The organism is Mycolicibacterium xanthum (assembly GCF_019710635.1).
Taxonomy (GTDB): domain Bacteria; phylum Actinomycetota; class Actinomycetes; order Mycobacteriales; family Mycobacteriaceae; genus Mycobacterium; species Mycobacterium xanthum.
The window spans coordinates 1-18,376 of the sequence record NZ_JAIFZS010000047.1 but is presented as its reverse complement, the minus strand read 5'-3'; the positions used below and the strand labels follow the sequence as shown (position 1 = coordinate 18,376).

The 18,376-nt window shown below is 69.8% G+C and carries 21 protein-coding genes and 1 pseudogene; 18 read left to right on the top strand and 4 right to left on the bottom strand.

Going from position 1 to position 18,376, the window contains the following annotated elements:
* Window positions 1-128 precede the first annotated feature (128 nt).
* From JDV09_RS18205 to aroB, 14 genes are all read left to right on the top strand, one after another.
* On the top strand, window positions 129-1,271 hold the full coding sequence (locus JDV09_RS18205) for a permease (RefSeq protein ID WP_221370552.1): 1,143 nt from the start codon (window positions 129-131) through the stop codon (window positions 1,269-1,271).
* Window positions 1,272-1,328: 57 nt separating this feature from the next.
* Entirely contained in the window at window positions 1,329-1,730 is a 402-nt protein-coding gene (locus JDV09_RS18200; RefSeq protein WP_255605578.1) for a secondary thiamine-phosphate synthase enzyme YjbQ, read from the top strand.
* A gap of 116 nt (window positions 1,731-1,846) precedes the next feature.
* Entirely contained in the window at window positions 1,847-4,543 is a 2,697-nt protein-coding gene (gene alaS, locus JDV09_RS18195; protein WP_221370551.1) for an alanine--tRNA ligase, read from the top strand.
* Window positions 4,544-4,548: 5 nt separating this feature from the next.
* Complete coding sequence (gene ruvX, locus JDV09_RS18190) at window positions 4,549-5,085, top strand: Holliday junction resolvase RuvX (RefSeq protein ID WP_221370550.1); 537 nt, start codon at window positions 4,549-4,551, stop codon at window positions 5,083-5,085.
* Window positions 5,082-6,335 carry an endolytic transglycosylase MltG gene (locus tag JDV09_RS18185; protein ID WP_221370549.1) on the top strand — a complete coding sequence of 418 codons (1,254 nt, stop codon included), beginning with the start codon at window positions 5,082-5,084 and terminating at the stop codon, window positions 6,333-6,335. The genes ruvX and JDV09_RS18185 overlap by 4 nt, the downstream gene beginning before the upstream one ends.
* Entirely contained in the window at window positions 6,332-7,129 is a 798-nt protein-coding gene (locus tag JDV09_RS18180) for a shikimate dehydrogenase (RefSeq protein WP_221370548.1), read from the top strand. The genes JDV09_RS18185 and JDV09_RS18180 overlap by 4 nt, the downstream gene beginning before the upstream one ends.
* Window positions 7,130-7,173: 44 nt before the next feature.
* The gene (locus JDV09_RS18175) at window positions 7,174-7,602 is read left to right on the top strand and encodes a prepilin peptidase (RefSeq protein ID WP_308124162.1); all 429 of its coding nucleotides are present in this window, start codon (window positions 7,174-7,176) and stop codon (window positions 7,600-7,602) included.
* Window positions 7,603-7,668: 66 nt separating this feature from the next.
* Window positions 7,669-7,863, top strand: coding sequence for a hypothetical protein (locus tag JDV09_RS18170; RefSeq protein WP_221370547.1), 195 nt, complete (start codon window positions 7,669-7,671; stop codon window positions 7,861-7,863).
* Window positions 7,860-8,348 carry a DUF3237 domain-containing protein gene (locus JDV09_RS18165; protein WP_221370546.1) on the top strand — a complete coding sequence of 163 codons (489 nt, stop codon included), beginning with the start codon at window positions 7,860-7,862 and terminating at the stop codon, window positions 8,346-8,348. The genes JDV09_RS18170 and JDV09_RS18165 overlap by 4 nt, the downstream gene beginning before the upstream one ends.
* On the top strand, window positions 8,345-8,497 hold the full coding sequence (locus tag JDV09_RS26905; RefSeq protein ID WP_255605577.1) for a hypothetical protein: 153 nt from the start codon (window positions 8,345-8,347) through the stop codon (window positions 8,495-8,497). The genes JDV09_RS18165 and JDV09_RS26905 overlap by 4 nt, the downstream gene beginning before the upstream one ends.
* A gap of 14 nt (window positions 8,498-8,511) precedes the next feature.
* Entirely contained in the window at window positions 8,512-9,123 is a 612-nt protein-coding gene (locus tag JDV09_RS18160) for a TetR/AcrR family transcriptional regulator (protein WP_308124161.1), read from the top strand.
* Window positions 9,124-9,147: 24 nt separating this feature from the next.
* Window positions 9,148-10,359 carry a chorismate synthase gene (gene aroC, locus JDV09_RS18155; protein ID WP_221370544.1) on the top strand — a complete coding sequence of 404 codons (1,212 nt, stop codon included), beginning with the start codon at window positions 9,148-9,150 and terminating at the stop codon, window positions 10,357-10,359.
* Complete coding sequence (locus tag JDV09_RS18150) at window positions 10,359-11,027, top strand: shikimate kinase (protein WP_221370543.1); 669 nt, start codon at window positions 10,359-10,361, stop codon at window positions 11,025-11,027. Before aroC ends, JDV09_RS18150 begins: the two co-directional genes overlap by 1 nt.
* Window positions 11,024-12,103 carry a 3-dehydroquinate synthase gene (gene aroB / locus JDV09_RS18145; protein WP_221370542.1) on the top strand — a complete coding sequence of 360 codons (1,080 nt, stop codon included), beginning with the start codon at window positions 11,024-11,026 and terminating at the stop codon, window positions 12,101-12,103. The genes JDV09_RS18150 and aroB overlap by 4 nt, the downstream gene beginning before the upstream one ends.
* Here aroB and JDV09_RS18140 read toward each other — a convergent pair.
* Both JDV09_RS18140 and JDV09_RS18135 read right to left on the bottom strand, forming a co-directional pair.
* Window positions 12,100-12,978 (bottom strand): hypothetical protein, encoded by an 879-nt coding sequence (locus JDV09_RS18140; RefSeq protein WP_221370541.1) that lies wholly within the window; start codon window positions 12,976-12,978, stop codon window positions 12,100-12,102. The two genes, aroB and JDV09_RS18140, sit on opposite strands and share 4 nt — an antisense overlap.
* A 21-nt stretch (window positions 12,979-12,999) precedes the next feature.
* Window positions 13,000-13,602 carry a B-4DMT family transporter gene (locus JDV09_RS18135; RefSeq protein WP_221370540.1) on the bottom strand — a complete coding sequence of 201 codons (603 nt, stop codon included), beginning with the start codon at window positions 13,600-13,602 and terminating at the stop codon, window positions 13,000-13,002.
* Between the two features lie 33 nt (window positions 13,603-13,635).
* On the opposite strand from JDV09_RS18135, the gene JDV09_RS18130 reads away from it, so the two are divergent.
* The 4 genes from JDV09_RS18130 to JDV09_RS18115 are packed head-to-tail and all read left to right on the top strand — an operon-like array spanning window position 13,636 to window position 16,363.
* Window positions 13,636-14,721 carry a M24 family metallopeptidase gene (locus tag JDV09_RS18130; RefSeq protein ID WP_221370539.1) on the top strand — a complete coding sequence of 362 codons (1,086 nt, stop codon included), beginning with the start codon at window positions 13,636-13,638 and terminating at the stop codon, window positions 14,719-14,721.
* 21 nt (window positions 14,722-14,742) lie between these two features.
* A complete protein-coding gene (gene efp, locus JDV09_RS18125) occupies window positions 14,743-15,306 on the top strand; it encodes an elongation factor P (RefSeq protein WP_221370538.1) in 564 nt (187 codons plus the stop codon).
* Window positions 15,299-15,817: a transcription antitermination factor NusB gene (gene nusB, locus JDV09_RS18120; protein ID WP_221370537.1), complete on the top strand. Its 519-nt coding sequence runs from the start codon at window positions 15,299-15,301 to the stop codon at window positions 15,815-15,817. The genes efp and nusB overlap by 8 nt, the downstream gene beginning before the upstream one ends.
* Window positions 15,818-16,363: a hypothetical protein gene (locus JDV09_RS18115; protein ID WP_221370536.1), complete on the top strand. Its 546-nt coding sequence runs from the start codon at window positions 15,818-15,820 to the stop codon at window positions 16,361-16,363.
* Between the two features lie 7 nt (window positions 16,364-16,370).
* On the opposite strand, the gene JDV09_RS18110 is transcribed toward JDV09_RS18115, so the two are convergent.
* Complete coding sequence (locus tag JDV09_RS18110) at window positions 16,371-17,591, bottom strand: FAD-dependent monooxygenase (protein WP_221370535.1); 1,221 nt, start codon at window positions 17,589-17,591, stop codon at window positions 16,371-16,373.
* A gap of 69 nt (window positions 17,592-17,660) precedes the next feature.
* Window positions 17,661-18,376, bottom strand: a pseudogene (locus tag JDV09_RS18105) (HNH endonuclease); the annotation flags it as partial.

The following is an 18,376-nucleotide window of genomic DNA, read 5'->3' as shown; positions in this document are numbered from 1 at the left end:
AACGCACGCGTCAATGGCGGTGTGCGGCCGGGCGGACAGGCGTTTGCCGTTGCTGCTGACGGGAACACGGTGGCCATGCCTCAGAAAAGAACGTCCGGCACACTGGGGATCGGCCGCGGGAGCGTGCCATGATCGGATCGCTGCTCGACGCACTGAAGCTGACGGGTTCGATGGCGTGGTCGATCCTGTGGGCCCTGGTGTTCGGTTTCGCGCTTTCCTCGGTGATCCAGGCGGTGGTGCGCCGCGACACGATCGCGGACATGCTCGGCGACGACAGGCCCCGCACGCTGGCCGCGGCCACCGGGCTCGGCATGGCCTCCTCGTCGTGCTCGTACGCGGCTGTCGCGCTGGCGCGCTCGCTGTTCACCAAGGGTGCGAACTTCACCGCGGCCATGGCCTTCGAGATCGCCTCGACCAATCTGGTCATCGAGCTCGGGGTGATCCTGGCCCTGCTGATGGGGTGGCAGTTCACCCTGGCGGAGTTCATCGGCGGCCCGCTCATCATCATCGGCGTCGCCGTGCTGTTCCGGATCATGCTGCGCCAACGCATCATCGATCAGGCCTACCGGCAGGCGCGCAAGGGCCTGGCGGGCTCGATGGAAGGGCACGCCGCCATGGACATGTCCGTGTCCGGCGACGGAGGTTTCTTCCGGCGACTGTTCTCCGCGGACGGCGCGACGTCGGTCTCGCACGTGTATGTGATGGAGTGGGCGGCGATCTGGCGGGATCTGGCCGTCGGGCTGCTCGTCGCCGGCGCCGTCGGCGCCTGGGTGCCCGACTGGTTCTGGCGGGGGCTCTTCTTCGCGGACAGTCCTGTGCTGTCGGCGATCTGGGGTCCGATCATCGGGCCGGTCGTCGCGGTGCTGAGCTTTGTCTGCTCGGTCGGCAACGTCCCGCTCGCGGTGGTGTTGTGGACCGGCGGCATCAGCTTCGGCGGCGTGATCGCGTTCATCTTCGCCGACCTGCTGATCCTGCCGATCCTGAACATCTACCGGAAGTACTACGGCTGGGCGATGACGCTGCGCATCGTGGCGGCCTTCTACCTCGCGACGGTCGCGGCCGGCTATCTGGTAGAGCTGCTGTTCGGGCTGACCGGCCTCGCGCCGGACCCATCCTCGGCACGTCTGCCCGACGAGGGCATCAGCTGGAACTACACCACGTGGCTCAACCTCGCGGCGCTGGCGCTGTCCGCCGCGCTGATCTGGCGCTTCGTCCGCACCGGGGGTGTCAAGATGCTCAGCATGATGGGAGGGGTTCCCCAGCGGCAGTGACCCGCAACGGTCACGGCCGTCCCTGCTGCGGATGGCCTGGCTCGTAGGCTCGGACGGATGATCACCGAAGTGCTCGACGTCGACACCTCCCGCCGCCGGATCGTCGACCTGACCTCGGCGGTCGAGGAGTTCTGCGGGTCCCAGCCCGACGGCCTGTGCAACGTCTTCGTCCCGCACGCCACCGCGGGGGTGGCCATCATCGAGACCGGCGCTGGATCCGACGACGACCTGGTCGACACGCTGGAGCGGCTGCTGCCCCGCGACGGCCGGTACCGGCATGCGCACGGCTCGCCCGGGCACGGCGCCGACCACGTGCTTCCCGGCCTGGTGTCACCGTCGGTGACGGTGCCGGTATGCGACGGCCGGCCGCTGCTGGGAACCTGGCAGAGCATCGTGTTGGTCGACCTGAACAGGGACAACCCCCGACGGTCGGTCAGGTTGAGCTTCGTGCCGGGCTGAGAATGCCGACATCGGCTCCGGGTGGCGGGACCGGTACTGTGGGGCGGTCGAGTATTCGCAGGTGACGACCGGACCACCGGCCCCGATCCACTGAGTAGAACTGAGGACAGCAGGACGTGCAGACACACGAGATCAGGAAGCGGTTCCTTGATCATTTCGTGACCGCGGGCCACGCCGAGGTGCCCAGCGCTTCGGTGATCCTCGACGACCCCAACCTGCTGTTCGTCAACGCCGGCATGGTGCAGTTCGTCCCGTACTTCCTGGGGCAGCGCACGCCGCCGTGGAACCGGGCCACCAGCATCCAGAAATGCATCCGGACGCCCGACATCGACGAGGTCGGCATCACCACCCGGCACAACACGTTCTTCCAGATGGCCGGCAACTTCTCGTTCGGCGACTACTTCAAGGCCGGCGCCATCGAGTTGGCGTGGACGCTGCTGACCAATCCGGTTGATCAGGGGGGCTACGGGTTCGACCCGGAAAAACTCTGGGCGACGGTTTATCTGGACGACGACGAGGCCGCCCAGATGTGGCAGGACATCGCCGGCCTGCCCGCCGAGCGGATCCAGCGCCGCGGCATGGCCGACAACTACTGGTCGATGGGCATCCCCGGCCCGTGCGGCCCGTCCTCGGAGATCTACTTCGATCGTGGCCCCGACTACGGCGTAAAGGGCGGCCCCGAAGCCAACGAGGACCGCTACATCGAGATCTGGAATCTGGTGTTCATGCAGAACGAGCGGGGAGAGGGCACCTCGAAGACCGACTTCGAGATCCTCGGTCCGCTGCCGCGGCAGAACATCGACACCGGCATGGGTGTGGAGCGGGTGGCCTGTCTGCTGCAGGGTGTCGACAACGTCTACGAGACAGACCTGTTGCGGCCGGCCATCGACCTGATCGCGGGTATCGCCCCCCGCGGGTACGCGCGGGGCAACCACGATGACGACGTGCGCTACCGGATCATCGCCGATCACAGCCGCACGTCGGCGATCATCATCGCCGACGGGGTCAGCCCCGGTAACGAGGGCCGGGGCTACGTGCTGCGCCGGCTGCTGCGCCGCATCATCCGGGCGGCCAAACTGCTGGGTGTCGAACAGCCGATCATGGCCGACCTGATGGCCACCGTGCGCGACGCGATGGGTCCGTCCTACCCCGAGCTGGTCAGCGATTTCGAGCGCATCCAGCGCATCGCCGTGGCCGAGGAGACCGCGTTCAACCGCACCCTGGCCTCGGGTTCGCGGCTGTTCGAGGACGCCGCCCGGAGCACCAAGGCGTCGGGCTCCGACAAGCTCTCGGGCCGCGACGCGTTCACGCTGCACGACACCTACGGCTTCCCGATCGAGCTGACGCTGGAGATGGCCGCCGAGGCCGACCTCAGCGTCGACGAAGAGGGCTTCCGCGGCCTGATGGCCGAACAGCGGGCCCGCGCCAAGGCCGACGCCGCCGCGCGCAAGCAGGCCCACACCGACCTGTCGGCCTACCGGGAACTGGTCGACGCCGGCCCGACCGAGTTCACCGGGTTCGACGAATTGACCACCGAGGCGAGGATTCTCGGAATCTTCGTGGACGGTAAGCGGGTCCCGGTGGTGGCCCACGCGGGCCGCGACGGCGTTGCCGAGCGGGTGGAGCTGATCCTCGACCGCAGCCCGTTCTACGCCGAATCGGGCGGTCAGATCGCCGACGAGGGCACCATCTCGGGCACCGGCGGGTCGGCGACGTCGAAGGCGGCGGTCACCGACGTGCAGAAGATCGCCAAGACGCTGTGGGCCCACCGGGTCAACGTGGAGTCCGGTGAGTTCGTCGAGGGTGATTCGATCGTCGCCGCCGTCGATCCGCGTTGGCGTCACGGCGCCACCCAGGGCCACTCGGGCACCCACATGGTGCACGCCGCCCTGCGACAGGTGCTGGGGCCCAACGCCGTTCAGGCCGGCTCGCTGAACCGCCCCGGCTATCTGCGCTTCGACTTCAACTGGCAGGGGGCGCTGTCGGAGGACCAGCGCTCGCAGATCGAGGAGGTCACCAACCAGGCGGTCGAGGCCGACTACGAGGTGCACAGCTTCACCACCGAACTGGAGCAGGCCAAGTCGATGGGCGCGATGGCGCTGTTCGGCGAGGCCTACCCGGACGAGGTGCGGGTGGTCGAGATCGGCGGGCCGTTCTCGCTGGAACTCTGCGGCGGCACCCACGTGCGCAACTCCGCGCAGATCGGTCCGGTGACCATCCTCGGGGAATCCTCCGTCGGCTCGGGGGTCCGCCGGGTGGAGGCCTACGTCGGGCTGGACTCGTTCCGCCACCTGGCCAGGGAGCGCGCGCTGATGGCGGGGCTGGCGTCGTCGCTGAAGGTGCCCTCCGACGAGGTGCCCGCCCGGGTGGCCACGCTGGTCGAGCGGCTGAAGGCCGCGGAGAAGGAGCTGGATCGGCTGCGGCTGGCCAACGCGCGGGCCGCGGCGGCGAATGCAGCCGCCGGCGCCGAGGAGATCGGTAAGGTCCGGGTGGTGGTGCAGCGGATGGCCGGCGGGATGTCGGCGGGGGATCTGCGCTCGCTGGTCGGCGACATCCGCGGCAAGCTGGGCAGTGACCCGGCCGTGGTCGCGCTGATCGCCGAAGGTGATGACGATGCGGTGCCCTACGTGGTGGCGGTCAACCCCGCGGCGCAGGACCTCGGCCTGCGCGCCGACGAGTTGGTCAAGCCGCTCGGCGCGGCGGTGAACGGCCGCGGTGGCGGCAAGGCGGATCTGGCCCAGGGGTCCGGCAAGGGGGCGGCGGGTATCGACGCCGCGCTGGCGGCGATTCGCACGGAGATAGGCCGGGGCTAGCAGGAGTGGCCGCGACGAACAGCCGTGACCGCACGCCGGACCGGCCGGGGGACCCGAACTTCCCGGATCCCGGACGCGGGCGACGCCTCGGTATCGACGTCGGCAGTGTCCGCATCGGGGTCGCGGTCAGCGACCCCGATGCAATGTTGGCCACCCCGGTGGAGACCGTCGCCCGGGACCGCCGCTCGGTGTCCGGTAAGCACCTGCGCCGGCTCATCGCGCTGATCGACGAATACGAGGTGGTCGAGGTCGTCGTCGGTCTACCCCGAACCCTGGCCGACCGGGCGGGCTCCTCGGCGCAGGACGCCATCGAGATCGCCGACCTGCTCGCCGACCGGATCGAACCGGTGCCGGTGCGGATGGCCGATGAGCGTTTCACCACGCTGACCGCGCAGCGCTCGCTGCGCGAGGCGGGTGTGCGGGCCCGCGGGCAGCGATCGGTGATCGATCAGGTCGCCGCGGTCGGGATTCTGCAGAACTGGCTGGACCAGCGGCGCGCGGCGCTGCCCGCGCACGGAGAGGTCGGGAATGGTCGCGAATGACTGAGGATTGGCGCAGTTCGACCGAACGTGCCGAACCGCTGGCGGTGGGGCCGCCGCGGCACCGGATGACCCGCAGGGAGCGCGCCCGGGAAGCGCGCTACCGGCGCAGACGCCGGGTCGCCGCGATGGTGGCGCTGTCGGTGCTGATCGTGGTTGTGGTCGGCGCGGTGTTCCTCGGTTCGCGGCTGTGGCATTCGTTCTTCGGCGGCGCCGGTGACGACTACGCCGGCGACGGACTCCATGATGTGGTGATCCAGGTCCACGACGGCGACTCGACGACCGCAATCGGGCAGACGCTGCGCGACCACGACGTGGTCGCGACCGTCAAGGCGTTCGTAGACGCCGCAAACGGCAACGACGCCATCTCGGCCATCCAGCCCGGGTTCTACAAGGTGCGCACCGAGATCCCCGCGGCCGCAGCGGTCGAGCGGCTCGTCGACCCGGCCAACCGCGTCGGCAAGTTGGTCATCCCGGAGGGCCGCCAGCTCGACGACGTCCGCGACGTCAAGACCAACGCGGTCACCGACGGCATCCTGACGCTGATCAGCAACGCCTCCTGCGTGGACCTCGACGGCGAACAGCACTGTGTGCCCGTCACCGATCTACGCAATGCGGCGGGGGCCCTGCCGCCGGCGGCGCTCGACGTGCCGTCGTGGGCCGTCGACCCGGTCCGCGCGATGGGTTCCGACCATCGGCGGCTGGAGGGACTGATCGCCCCGGGCACCTGGAACATCGACCCGTCGGCGCAGCCGCAGGCGATCCTGTCCACGCTGATCTCGGCCAGTGCGGACACCTACCGGCAGAGCGGTCTGCTCGACACCGCGACCGCGATGAACATGACGCCCTACCAGGTCCTGACGGTGGCATCGCTGGTGCAACGGGAGTCCACCCCGCAGGACTTCGCAAAGGTGGCGCGGGTGATCTACAACCGGCTCGCCGAGAATCGCACGCTGGAGTTCGACTCGACGGTCAACTATCCGCTCGACCGGATCGAGGTCGCCACCACCGACGCCGACCGGGCACAGCACACGCCGTGGAACACCTATCTCAGGCCGGGGCTGCCCGCTACCCCGATCTGCTCACCGGGTCGGCCGGCGCTGGCCGCCGCCGAACAGCCCGCGCCGGGGGACTGGCTGTACTTCGTCACGGTCGACATGCAGGGCACCACGCTGTTCACCCGCGAGTACGAACAGCACCTCGCCAACATCGAGTTGGCCAAGCGCAACGGCGTCCTCGACTCGGCGCGATGAGTGCCCGGCGTGCGGCGGTGCTGGGCTCACCGATCGCGCATTCGCGGTCCCCGCAGCTGCATCTGGCCGCCTACCGCGCACTCGGGCTGACCGACTGGACCTACGACCGCATCGAGTGCACCGGCGAGCAACTGCCCGCGGTGGTCGGTGGTTTCGGCTCCGAGTGGGTCGGGGTGTCGGTGACGATGCCGGGCAAGTTCGCCGCGCTGCGGTTCGCCGACGACGCCACCGCGCGCGCCGAGCTGGTCGGCTCGGCCAACACGCTGGTCCGTTCGGCCGACGGCTGGCACGCCGACAACACCGACGTCGACGGCGTGGTCGGCGCGCTGGCCGGGACCACCGTAGGCGACCGCGCGTTGGTGGTGGGTTCCGGCGGCACCGCGCCCGCGGTGCTGGTCGGGTTGGTGGAGCTGGGCGTGCGTCGGATCACCGTCGCGGCGCGCAGCGCGCAGAAGGCGGGGTCGCTGCTCGAGTTGGCGAGCCGGTGCGGGGTGGACGCCACCTGGTGCGGCCTCGGCGCCGGCCTGGCCGACTCGGCGGGCGAGGTCGATCTGATGGTCAACACGGTGCCCGCCGACGCGGTCGCCCCCTATGCGCCCGCGCTCTCGGTGACGCCGGTGCTGCTGGATGCGATCTACGACCCGTGGCCGACCCCGCTGGCCGCGGCCGTCACCGCCCGGGGCGGTGTGGTGATCAGCGGCCTGCAGATGCTGCTGAACCAGGCCTTCACCCAGGTCGAGTTGTTCACCGGCCGGCCCGCACCCCGGGAGGCGATGCGCGCGGCGCTGGGCTGAGATTGGTGCGCCGGGGGTGCGGCCCGGGCGCCTAGCCTTTATCCGTGGGGCAACTGTGGGCGTCCGCGGCGGTGCTGGGCTGGCTGATCACGTTGAGCGCGTTCGACATTCGGTATCGGCGGCTGCCCAACGTGCTCACTCTGCCCGGAGCCGCGGTGATCATCGCCGGTGCGTGGTCGGCCGACCACGGCGGAGCCGCGGTGCTCGGCGCCGGCACGTTGTTCGTCCTGTACGCGACGGTGCACCTGATCGTCCCGGCGGGAATGGGGGCGGGCGATGTGAAGCTGGCGATCGGGCTCGGTGCGCTCACCGGCGCGTTCGGGCCCGACGTGTGGGCGCTGGCCGCGCTCGGGGCGGGCGCACTGACCGGCGTGCTGGGGCTGGCGGCGCTGGTGGGTGGGACGCGCATCGTGCCGCACGGACCGTCGATGTGCCTGGCCTCGGCCGTCGCGGTGGCGCTGGCGGTGACCTAGACGCTTTTACATACCTGAGGTATGTTTCATACATACCCAAGGCATGTATGAATGGGGAGGCTTCAGGTGGACGCTCTCCAGGCGCTTGCGCAGCGCTGTTTCGCCGCCCGGGCGAACCGGGATCCCGATCAGACCGCGTCGCTGCACACCGACCAGACGACCTTCTGCACGCACCTGGGTATGGCGGCGGTCGCGGGCCGGACGGCGGTACGGGATGCGTCCCTGCAGACGTACGCGGCGCTCGCCGGCGGGCTCCGATGAGCGGGTCCATCGTCGGTCAGCTACCCGAGCTGGACGCGCTGCCCGTCGTACACGTCTGTGACATCGCCGTCGAACTGCGTCCCGCTCAGGTCGTTCCCACCCATCTGGGCACCCGGCTGACCTTCGTCGCCACCGGCGGCGTGGTGTCCGGCCCGGACCTGCGCGGCGAGATCCTGCCCGGGGGAGGCGACTGGCTGCTGATCGGTGGCGACGGGGTGGGCCGGGTCGACGTGCGGGCGACGATCCGCGCCCACGACGGTGCGTTGATCCACTTCGAGAGCCGCGGAGTGATCAAGATTCCGCCCGACGGCATGCAGCGGCTGGCCGACGGGCAGGCACTGGCGTTCGGCGAAACCTACATCCGCACGACGCCGGTGTTCGAGACCGCCGACCCCCGGTACGACTGGCTGTCGCACTGTGTGGCGGTCGGATACAACATGCTTTCACCGGGCCATGTCGACTACCGGGTGTACCGCCTGTCATGACCGGCGGCCGCGACGTGCCCGTGGGCGAGGAGCGTGAGCAGCGATGGGCGGAGTTCGTGGCGATGTACCCGCAGGCCCGGTACTACGCGCAGTTCACCGACCGCGAACTGCCGCCGATCGCGCTGGAGCCGGGTCCGCCGGATCGTTGACTATCGTCGACCCGGTGGCGGCAGGGCCGGTCAGACGCACGCAGGCGCAACGTGCCGAAGCGACCGTCGGTGCGCTGGTGACCGCCGCGCGCGAGCTGTTCGCCGCCGAGGGCTACGACGCCACGTCACTGGCCGCCGTCGCCACCCGCGCCCAGGTCACCAAGGGGGCGGTCTATCACCACTTCGACGGGAAGCGGCAACTCTTCGAGGCGGTCCTGACCCGGGAGATCGACCACCTCACCGAGCGGTTGGTCGCCGCCTACCGCGGCCACGAAGATCCCTGGCGGGCGTTTCGGGCGGCCTGCCGGGCATTCCTGGAAGCATGCCTCGCCCCGGACGTGCAGCGCATCGTGCTGCTCGACGCGCTGACCGCGCTGGGCTGGCAGGACACCCGGCGCCTCGAGGCTCCGCTGCTGGACATGATGGAGGTCGCCATCACCCGCGCGGTCGACGCCGGCAGCATCCCGGCACGTCCCGCCAACCCGCTGGCGCACTTCCTGTTCGGCGCGCTGTGCGAGACGGCGATGACGGTCGCGCGTGCCGACGACCGATCCGCGGCACATCGCGACGCCGTCGCCGAGATCGAACGCATCCTCGACGGCGTGGCGGTGTGCGCAGGCCCGTGAGGTCGCCGTGCGAAAATGGGACACGTGTTGCGATGGACGACTGCAGGCGAATCCCATGGCCGTGCGTTGGTGGCCATGGTCGAGGGCATGGTCGCCGGCGTTCACGTGACCTCCGACGAGATCGCCGCACAGCTGGCCCGCCGCCGGCTGGGCTATGGCCGCGGCGCCCGGATGAAGTTCGAGCAGGACCAGGTCACGGTGCTCACCGGGGTGCGGCACGGTGTCACGCTGGGCGGCCCGATCGCGATCGAGATCGGCAACACCGAGTGGCCCAAGTGGGAGACCGTGATGGCCCCGGACCCGGTCGACCCGGCCGTGCTGGCCGACAGCGCCGCCCGTAACGCCCCACTGACCCGGCCGCGGCCGGGTCACGCCGACTACGCCGGCATGCTCAAGTACGGCTTCGACGACGCCCGACCGGTGCTCGAACGGGCCAGCGCCCGCGAGACCGCGGCCCGCGTCGCCGCCGGCACCGTCGCCCGCGCCTTCCTGCGGGAGGCCCTCGGCGTCGAGATCGTCTCGCACGTCATCTCCATCGGTGCGTCGGACCCGTATTCGGGGCCACCGCCGCAGGCCGCCGACCTGGACGCGATCGACGCCAGCCCGGTGCGGGCGTTCGACGCGGCGGCCGAGGCGTCGATGATCGCCGAGATCGAGGCCGCCAAACGTGACGGCGACACCCTCGGCGGCGTGGTCGAGGCGGTGGTCCACGGCCTGCCGGTCGGGCTGGGCTCCTTCACCAGCGGGGACAACCGGCTGGACAGCCAGTTGGCCGGCGCCGTCATGGGCATTCAGGCGATCAAGGGCGTGGAGATCGGGGACGGGTTCGAGACCGCTCGCCGCCGGGGCAGCGTCGCCCATGACGAGATGTATCCGGGCCCCGACGGTGTGCTGCGATCCACCAACCGCGCCGGTGGTCTGGAAGGCGGGATGACCAACGGCCTGCCCGTGCGGGTGCGCGCGGCGATGAAGCCGATCTCGACCGTGCCGCGTGCGCTGGCGACGGTGGACATGGCGACCGGCGAGGAGGCCGTCGCGATCCATCAGCGCTCGGACGTGTGCGCGGTGCCCGCAGCAGGCGTCGTGGTCGAGACCATGGTCGCGCTGGTGCTGGCGCGTGCGGCGCTGGAGAAGTTCGGTGGCGACTCGCTGGCCGAGACCCGCGCCAACATCCAGACCTATCTGCGTGCGGTCGGCGAGCGCGAACCGGCGGGCGTTGCGCAGGTGTCGGGCTGATGGCGCCCAGAGCCGTCCTGATCGGCCTGCCGGGGTCGGGCAAGTCGACGATCGGGCGGCGGCTGGCCAAGACGCTGGGCCTGGAGTTGCTCGACACCGACGCCGCAATCGAGAAGGCCACCGGCCGCACGATCGCCGACATCTTCGCCAACGACGGCGAGGCCGCGTTCCGGCAGATCGAGGAGAAGGTCGTCCGCGACGCGCTGGCCGGCCATGACGGCGTGTTGTCGCTGGGTGGTGGCGCGGTGACCACCGCCGGTGTGCGCGACGCGCTGGCCGGGCACACCGTGATCTACCTGGAGATCAGCGCCGCCGAGGGTGCCCGCCGCACCGCAGGGGGCGCCACGGTGCGTCCGCTGCTGGCCGGTGGCGACCTCGGCGAGAAGTTCAAAACTCTCACCGCGCAACGGGTTCCGCTATACCGGCAGGTTTCGACGATGCGGGTGAACACCAACCACCGCAACCCGGGCGCGGTGGTGCGGCACATCGTGGCCCGTCTGGAGAACCAGGACGCGGGGCGCTCGGACCGTCGGCGCCGGCGCCCGCCGTGGCGCCGCGCCCCGTGGTCGCTGACCGCGCCCCCATCCACCGAGGCGCCACCGAGCCCGGCCGCGGTTGCGGCGAAGAAGGCCGCAGGCTCCTCCAGCTCACGAAAGGACACCCGGTGACGGACCCGGTCGTTGTCGACGTCCACACAGATCCGCCGTATCCGGTGATCATCGGGCGTGGACTGCTGGGCGATCTGGGCCGCATCCTGGAGGGTCGGCACAAGGTCGCCGTGCTGCATCAGCCGGTGCTGGCGCAGACCGCCGAGGCGATCCGCGGCCACCTGGCCGAGCGGGGCATCGATGCTCACCGCATCGAGATCCCCGACGCCGAGGCGGGCAAGGAGCTTCCGGTCGTCGGGTTCATCTGGGAAGTGTTGGGCCGCATCGGAATCGGCCGCAAGGATGCGATCGTCAGCCTGGGCGGCGGGGCGGCGACCGACGTCGCCGGATTCGCCGCCGCGACGTGGCTGCGGGGCATCGACATCGTGCACGTGCCGACCACGCTGCTGGGCATGGTCGACGCCGCGGTGGGCGGCAAGACCGGCATCAACACCGACGCGGGCAAGAACCTGGTCGGCGCCTTCCACCAGCCGGCCGCGGTGCTGATCGATCTCGCCACGCTGGAAACCCTGCCGCACAACGAGATCGTCGCCGGGATGGCGGAGATCGTGAAGGCCGGGTTCATCGCCGACCCGGTGATCCTGGACATGATCGAAGCCGATCCCCGGCTGGCCCTGGACCCGACCGGCGCGGTGCTTCCCGAGTTGATCCGCCGCGCGGTGGCGGTGAAGGCCGAGGTGGTCGCGGCCGACGAGAAGGAATCGCAACTGCGGGAGATCCTCAACTACGGGCACACCCTGGCCCACGCGATCGAGCGCCGCGAGCGCTACCAGTGGCGCCACGGCGCCGCCGTCTCGGTCGGGCTGGTGTTCGCCGCCGAGTTGGGCAGGCTGGCCGGCCGCCTCGACGATGACACCGCGGCTCGGCACCGCGCGATCCTGACCTCGCTGGGGCTGCCGGTCAGCTATGACGCCGACGCGTTGCCGCAGTTGATGGAGGCGATGCTCGGCGACAAGAAGACCCGTGCGGGCGTGCTGCGTTTCGTCGTGCTCGACGGGCTGGGGAAGCCGGGCCGGCTGGAAGGCCCGGATCCGGCGCTGCTGGCCGCCGCCTACGCCGAGGTTGCACGGGACTAGGCCGGTCGGCCCGCGGGCTCCGGGCGTCCGGTGCTGGCCACCGAGTAACAGATCCCGATCCCGACGAAGGTCGGCACGACGAACGTCAGGACCGCCACCACTACCACCATCCCGGTGTTGGGATCGGTCATCCATTCCCGCGGGAACCGGGCCAGGCTCAGCGCCAGCCACGACGACACCACGGCCAGCACCGCCAGCCCCACCGTGGCGACCTTGATCGACCGCAGCGCCAGCCGGGTCATCTCCTCGGTGTTGGCCAGGGAATGGCGCAGATCGCGGGTGCGCTGCTGGACCAGGATGAAGTCGATGACGACGGCGATGCAGGCCGACCCCATGATCAGGATGATCAGCCAGAGGTCGGGTCCGTCGTCGTACATGAAGCGCAGGTAGTCGATCGTGGTCTCGGACAGGATCAACGTGGCGGTCATCGCCGCAGCGAACGTCAGCCAGCCGCCGAGGTCGGCGAGGAAACTGAAGGCCCTGACGTCATCGGGGTCGACGTCACCTGCGCGACCCACGGCGTGCGCGGCCAGCATCCAACCGAGCCCGCCGAACAGCGCCGTGGAGCCGGCGGCCAGCATCCCGGTGGACAATGCGCTCTGGGTCCAGCCGATCGCGCACACCGCCCGGGCATCCGAGTCGCCTGGCACCTGCATGCCGGTGAGCAGGCTGAACAGAAAGCTGTCCAGCATCAGGATCAGCACCGCGGAGGCGAACAGCGCCAGGGTGTGCACGCTCTCGCGGCTGTTGCGGTCGAACAGCAGCGCGATCGCGGTGATCAGGAATCCGCCCAGCACACCGGCCAGCTGCGAGTGCGATGCCGCCGAGGTCAGCGGGCTCCAGTCGTCGGATGTGCAGAACTGGTCGAGGCTCATGCCGGCGACCGGTCACCTCGGTCAGTCGTCGCGCTTCTCGACCGGTGCGGTCTGGTCGCCTTCGGCCAGCGCGACCGGGGATGTCTGCTGCCCGGCCTCGCTGCCGGCCGACGCAACGTCGTAGTCGGCGCCGTCGGCACGCACCGCCGCGAAGACGTCCGTGGTCGGCTCGTCGTCACCTTCACGGCGGCGCGGCTGATCGGGGGCCTTGCGGTCGACGAGCCAGTGGCCGACCGCGGTGCCGATGATCGCGGAGATGAACACCAGCAGCGCGGTGAACGCGGCGAACGTGGTGAGTTCGCTGACCAGTCCCTCGACGTAGAGGTTGTTGTAGAACAGGCCGATGAACCAGGCCACCGCACCGCCGACCACCCCGGCGAACAGGCCGGCCAGCAGCCAGGTCATCGCCAGATCCTCGCGGCGGTCCGGGTCGGGGTTGCGTCGTGCATCGGAACGTCCGTCGGCGTATCCCCAGATCAGGGCCACGACTGCATAGCCGGAGACCAGGATGATGCTGATCATGCCCGCCTTGGTCTCCCACGCGTTGATCATCGCTCCCTGAACCAACCGGAGAATCACCATCAGGGCGGCGAACACCAGTCCGCGCAGCAACCACTTACTCATGGGGCAACACCTTAGCGAGTACCGTCATCGGCTGTGACAATTTCCCAGCGCCGCGACCGGTTGCGTCAGCGGTTGGTCGAGGAGGATCTCGATGCCGTGCTGGTATCGAACCTGGTCAACGTACGATACCTGGCCGGATTCACCGGTTCCAACGCCGCGTTGCTGGTATTCGCCGACGACGACACACCGGTGCTGGCCACCGACGGGCGCTACCGCACCCAGGCGGCGCAGCAGGCGCCGGATGCCGAGATCGTCATCGAGCGGGCGTGCGGTCCGCACCTGGCGGGGCTGGCTGCCGAGCGTGGAGCACGGAAACTGGGTTTCGAGAGCCACGTGGTGACCGTCGACGCGTTCACCTCGCTGACCCGCGCGGCGGGCGAGGGCTGCGCGCTGGTGCGCGCCGCCGGCATCGTGGAGGGACTGCGCGAGGTCAAGGATGCCGGGGAGATCGCGCTGCTCCGACTGGCCTGCGAGGCGGCCGACGCGGCGCTGCACGACCTGGTGGATCGGGGTGGGCTGCGCGCGGGCCGTACCGAGAAGGACGTCCGCAACGAGTTGGAGTCACTGATGCTCGACCACGGCGCCGACGGGGCCTCGTTCGAGACGATCGTCGCCGCCGGCGCCAACTCCGCGATCCCGCATCACCGTCCCACCGACGCGGTGCTGGCCGCGGGCGACTTCGTCAAGATCGATTTCGGCGCGCTGGTGGCGGGTTACCACTCGGACATGACCCGCACGTTCGTGCTCTCGCCGGTGGCGGACTGGCAGCGCGACGTCTACGACCTGGTCGCCACCGCGCAACGGGCCGGCCGGGAGGCGCTCGCACCCGGGGTGGCGCTCAAGGACGTCGACGCCGCGTCCCGCCGGATCATCGCCGATGCCGGCTACGAGGAGAACTTCGGCCACGGCCTCGGACACGGGGTGGGCCTGCAGATCCACGAAGCGCCGGGAATCAACTCCGCGGCCGCCGGTACACTGCTTGCTGGCTCCGCGGTGACCGTAGAGCCCGGTGTCTACCTGCCCGGCCGTGGCGGCGTCCGAATCGAGGACACGCTGGCGGTCACCCCAGACGCCCCCGAACTGTTGACCCGGTTCCCCAAGGACCTGGTGATCCTCTAGAAGCTAGGAGTACAACCGACCGTGGCATCGACCGCCGACTTCAAGAATGGGCTCGTCCTGCAGATCGACGGCCAGCTGTGGCAGATCGTGGAGTTCCAGCACGTCAAGCCCGGCAAGGGGCCGGCGTTCGTGCGCACCAAGCTCAAGAACGTGGTGTCCGGCAAGGTCGTCGACAAGACCTACAACGCCGGTGTGAAGGTCGAGACCGCGACCGTCGACCGGCGTGACGCGACGTATCTCTATCGGGACGGCTCGGACTTCGTCTTCATGGATTCCGAGGACTTCGAGCAGCACCCGCTGCCCGAGTCGCTGGTCGGCGACGCGGCCGACTTCCTGTTGGAGAGCATGCCGGTGCAGATCGCCTTCCACGATGGTTCGCCGCTGTACCTCGAGCTGCCGGTCACCGTCGAGCTCGAGGTCACCCACACCGAGCCCGGCCTGCAAGGTGACCGCTCCAGCGCGGGGACCAAGCCGGCGACGATGGAAACCGGCGCCGAGATCCAGGTGCCGCTGTTCATCAACACCGGCGACAAGCTGAAGGTGGACACGCGCGACGGCAGCTACCTGGGAAGGGTCAATGCCTGATCGCAGGGGTGACCGTGGCCGGACTGGTCGGCCCGCCGACCGTGGCCGGCACCAGGCCCGCAAGCGCGCCGTCGACCTGCTGTTCGAAGCCGAGGCGCGCGGCATCACCGCCGCGGAGGTGGCCGATGCGCGCACCTCGCTGGCGGACCGGCAGGCCGACGACATCGCGCCGCTGAATCCGTACACGGTGACGGTGGCGCGCGGGGTGACCGACCACGCCGCCCACATCGACGACCTGATCTCGGCACACCTGCAGGGCTGGACGCTGGACCGGCTGCCTGCGGTGGACCGGGCCATCCTGCGGGTGGCGGTGTGGGAGTTGCTGCACGCCGAGGACGTGCCCGAACCAGTGGCCGTCGACGAGGCCGTGGAACTGGCCAAGCAGCTGTCCACCGATGACTCCCCGGGCTTCGTCAACGGGGTGCTCGGCCAAGTCATGCTGGTGACACCCCAGATCAGAGCGGCCGCGGCCGCCGTGCAGGGCGGCACCGAAGGCGGCGTCGGGAGCTAGATGGGCGCGCCGCAGGACTGGGCGCCGTACTCGAGCGTTCACGAAGCAGCGAGGGTCTACCTCCGCGACCCCGATCTGGCGCTGGATCAGCTGCGATCGGTCGTCGACTTCTCGGCGATCCGGTCGTTCGTGATGTCGCGCGGTTTCACCGAGGAGTCCTGGGGTGAGGCGCTGTGGCAGGAGGTGCTGGTCACCGACGGGCACCGGTTGGTGATGTGGCGCGCCGACGACTACATGTCCAGCCCCGCCGACGGCGGCGAGCCGCATCGGGTCCTGATGGCCTCCGTGCGTTCGATCCTGCTGTCCACGATCACCGACCAGGTGTTGTCCACCGAGTACGAGGTGCTCGGCGACGGCACCAGGCGGCTGTCGGAGGTGAAGCTGCGGATGTACACCCAGCTGGTCACCCGCTCACGGCAGAAATCGGCCACCGAGACCGACATCTACTGCGAGTCGTTCCGCTTCGTGAAGTCGGTCGACAACGGCGGGCTGGCGCAGATGCAGCGGCTGCTGCAGTTCGGCCGGGTGTTGTCGCAGGCGATGTAGCCTGGCCTCACGCGGGATAGTCGGGCAGCGCGATGGAATCGGCGATCCGGAACCACAGCCGCTCGGCGATCGGGCGGAACGGCCAGCGCTGCATCCACTTCATCACCGCCGCGTTGATCGCGATGTCGGACTCCGTCTTCGGGGCGAACCGGTCGATCGAGTTGGGCAGGTCCTGGCAGTTGTCCACAAACGGCCGCATGACCGTCTCATACCGGGCCAGCGCGGCGCGCAGGCCGCCGGTGTTCAGTTCGTCTGCAGGTCCGAGTTCACCGGCGAGCACGTAGGTGCCGACCAGGGCCAGGCTCGTTCCCATCCCGGACAGCGGGGAGGCGCAGTAGCCTGCGTCGCCGACGAGCGCGACGCGGCCCGCCGACCACGACGGCATATGGACCTGGGCGAACGCGTCGAAGTAGAAGTCATCCGCTTCTTGCGCGGCCGCCAGCAGCGCATCGCAGTGCCAGCCGGCGCCGGCGAAGCGTTCGACCAGAATCTGTCGTTGCTCGTCGAGATCACGGCGATCGTAGGTCAGGGGTTCTGACTGAAACGCCAACCCCGCCTTGGCGATCGCCGGATCGTGGGACGGACGCATAGAGGCGTTGAGCCCACCGGGGGCCTGGTAGAGCAGATACCAGCCGTCCAGCCCGACGGTGTCCGGGGCGGAGAACCAGGCGTTGTAGCCGCCGATCGGCTTGACGAACTGCTCCTCGGGGCCGAAGACCAGCCGACGCACCGCCGAATGCGGACCATCCGCCCCGACGACCAGGTCGGCGGTGACCTTGCTTCCGTCGGTGAGTGTGGCGACCACGGCGTCTTCCTGTTCGTCCAGTGCCGTGATGGCTGTGTCGAACCGATAGTCGACATCACCGCGGGTCGCCTCGTAGAGCACCTGGACCAGGTCACCCCGCAGGATCTCCAGCTTGGATACCGGCCCGTTACCGCCGAACGCCGTCACCGGCATCTCGGCGCGCCGGCTACCGTCCGATCGCACCCACGCCGCGCCGCGCTGGTCCAAAGACAGCGCGCGCATCTCGTCGATGAGGCCCATCCGCTCGACGACATCGCCACCCAATCCGCGGAGGTCGACGGTCTGCCCGCCAGGCCGGATCCCCGGCGCGATTTCTACGATGATGACCCGAAAGCCGTTGCGGTTCAGCCAGTAGCCGAGAGCCGGGCCCGCGATCCCGGCACCGCTGATCAAGACGGTCGGGGTGCGCTGCGTTTCCTGCACAAGGCAAACGTAGCCCGTGTCAGCGCGCCGGTCCCGGCTTGCGGCGATGTGTCCTCGCCTGCGGCGAAGTCAGGCGGCGTCGAAGGTGACGAGGTCGACGCTGAGTTGGCCTTCGGCGAGGCTGAGTCGTCGTCGTGGTGGGCCGGGTAGTGGGGGTGCGGTGGAGCGGTAGGTCGCGCCGGTGGGGGTGCTGTATTCGGCGGTGTGGCAGCCGTTGTGCTGGCTGGTGGTCACGGTCCAGCCGGGGGCTTCTTTGGTGTAGTTGCAGGCTTCGCAGTCGCCCAGGCCGTTGAGGGCGCTGGTCGCTCCGCCGTCGCGGGCCGGGGTGGCGTGGTCGTGGTGGCGGATCGGGGCGTCGCAGTAGGGGGTGCGGCAGCTTTGATCGCGCAGCCCGATGAACCGGGCCAGGCCTTTGGGGAAGATCCGGGCTTTGGATTCCATCGCCACCAGTTGGCCCGAGGTGGGGTGGCGGTAGAGGCGGCGCAGGGTAGCTTTGGTGTCGGCATCGGCCGCGGCGTCGCCGGTCAGTTGGCGCACCACGGCCGCGGGGACCGGCCCGAACCCGGACAGAAAGCCGGGGGCGTCGTCGTCGCCGAACAAGGTGGTGTCGGCCAGTACCAGGTTCAGCGCCACCGGCACCGGCTCATCGGCCGCCCGTCCGGTGACCCGCTCGTAGAGGGTGTCGGCCATCACCTGGCCGCGGGAGCGCCCGTCGACGGTGGTGTCGGCTTGGCGTTTGAGCGCGGCGTAGAGGGCCACGCCCTGCGCGACCGGCAGCAGCGCGG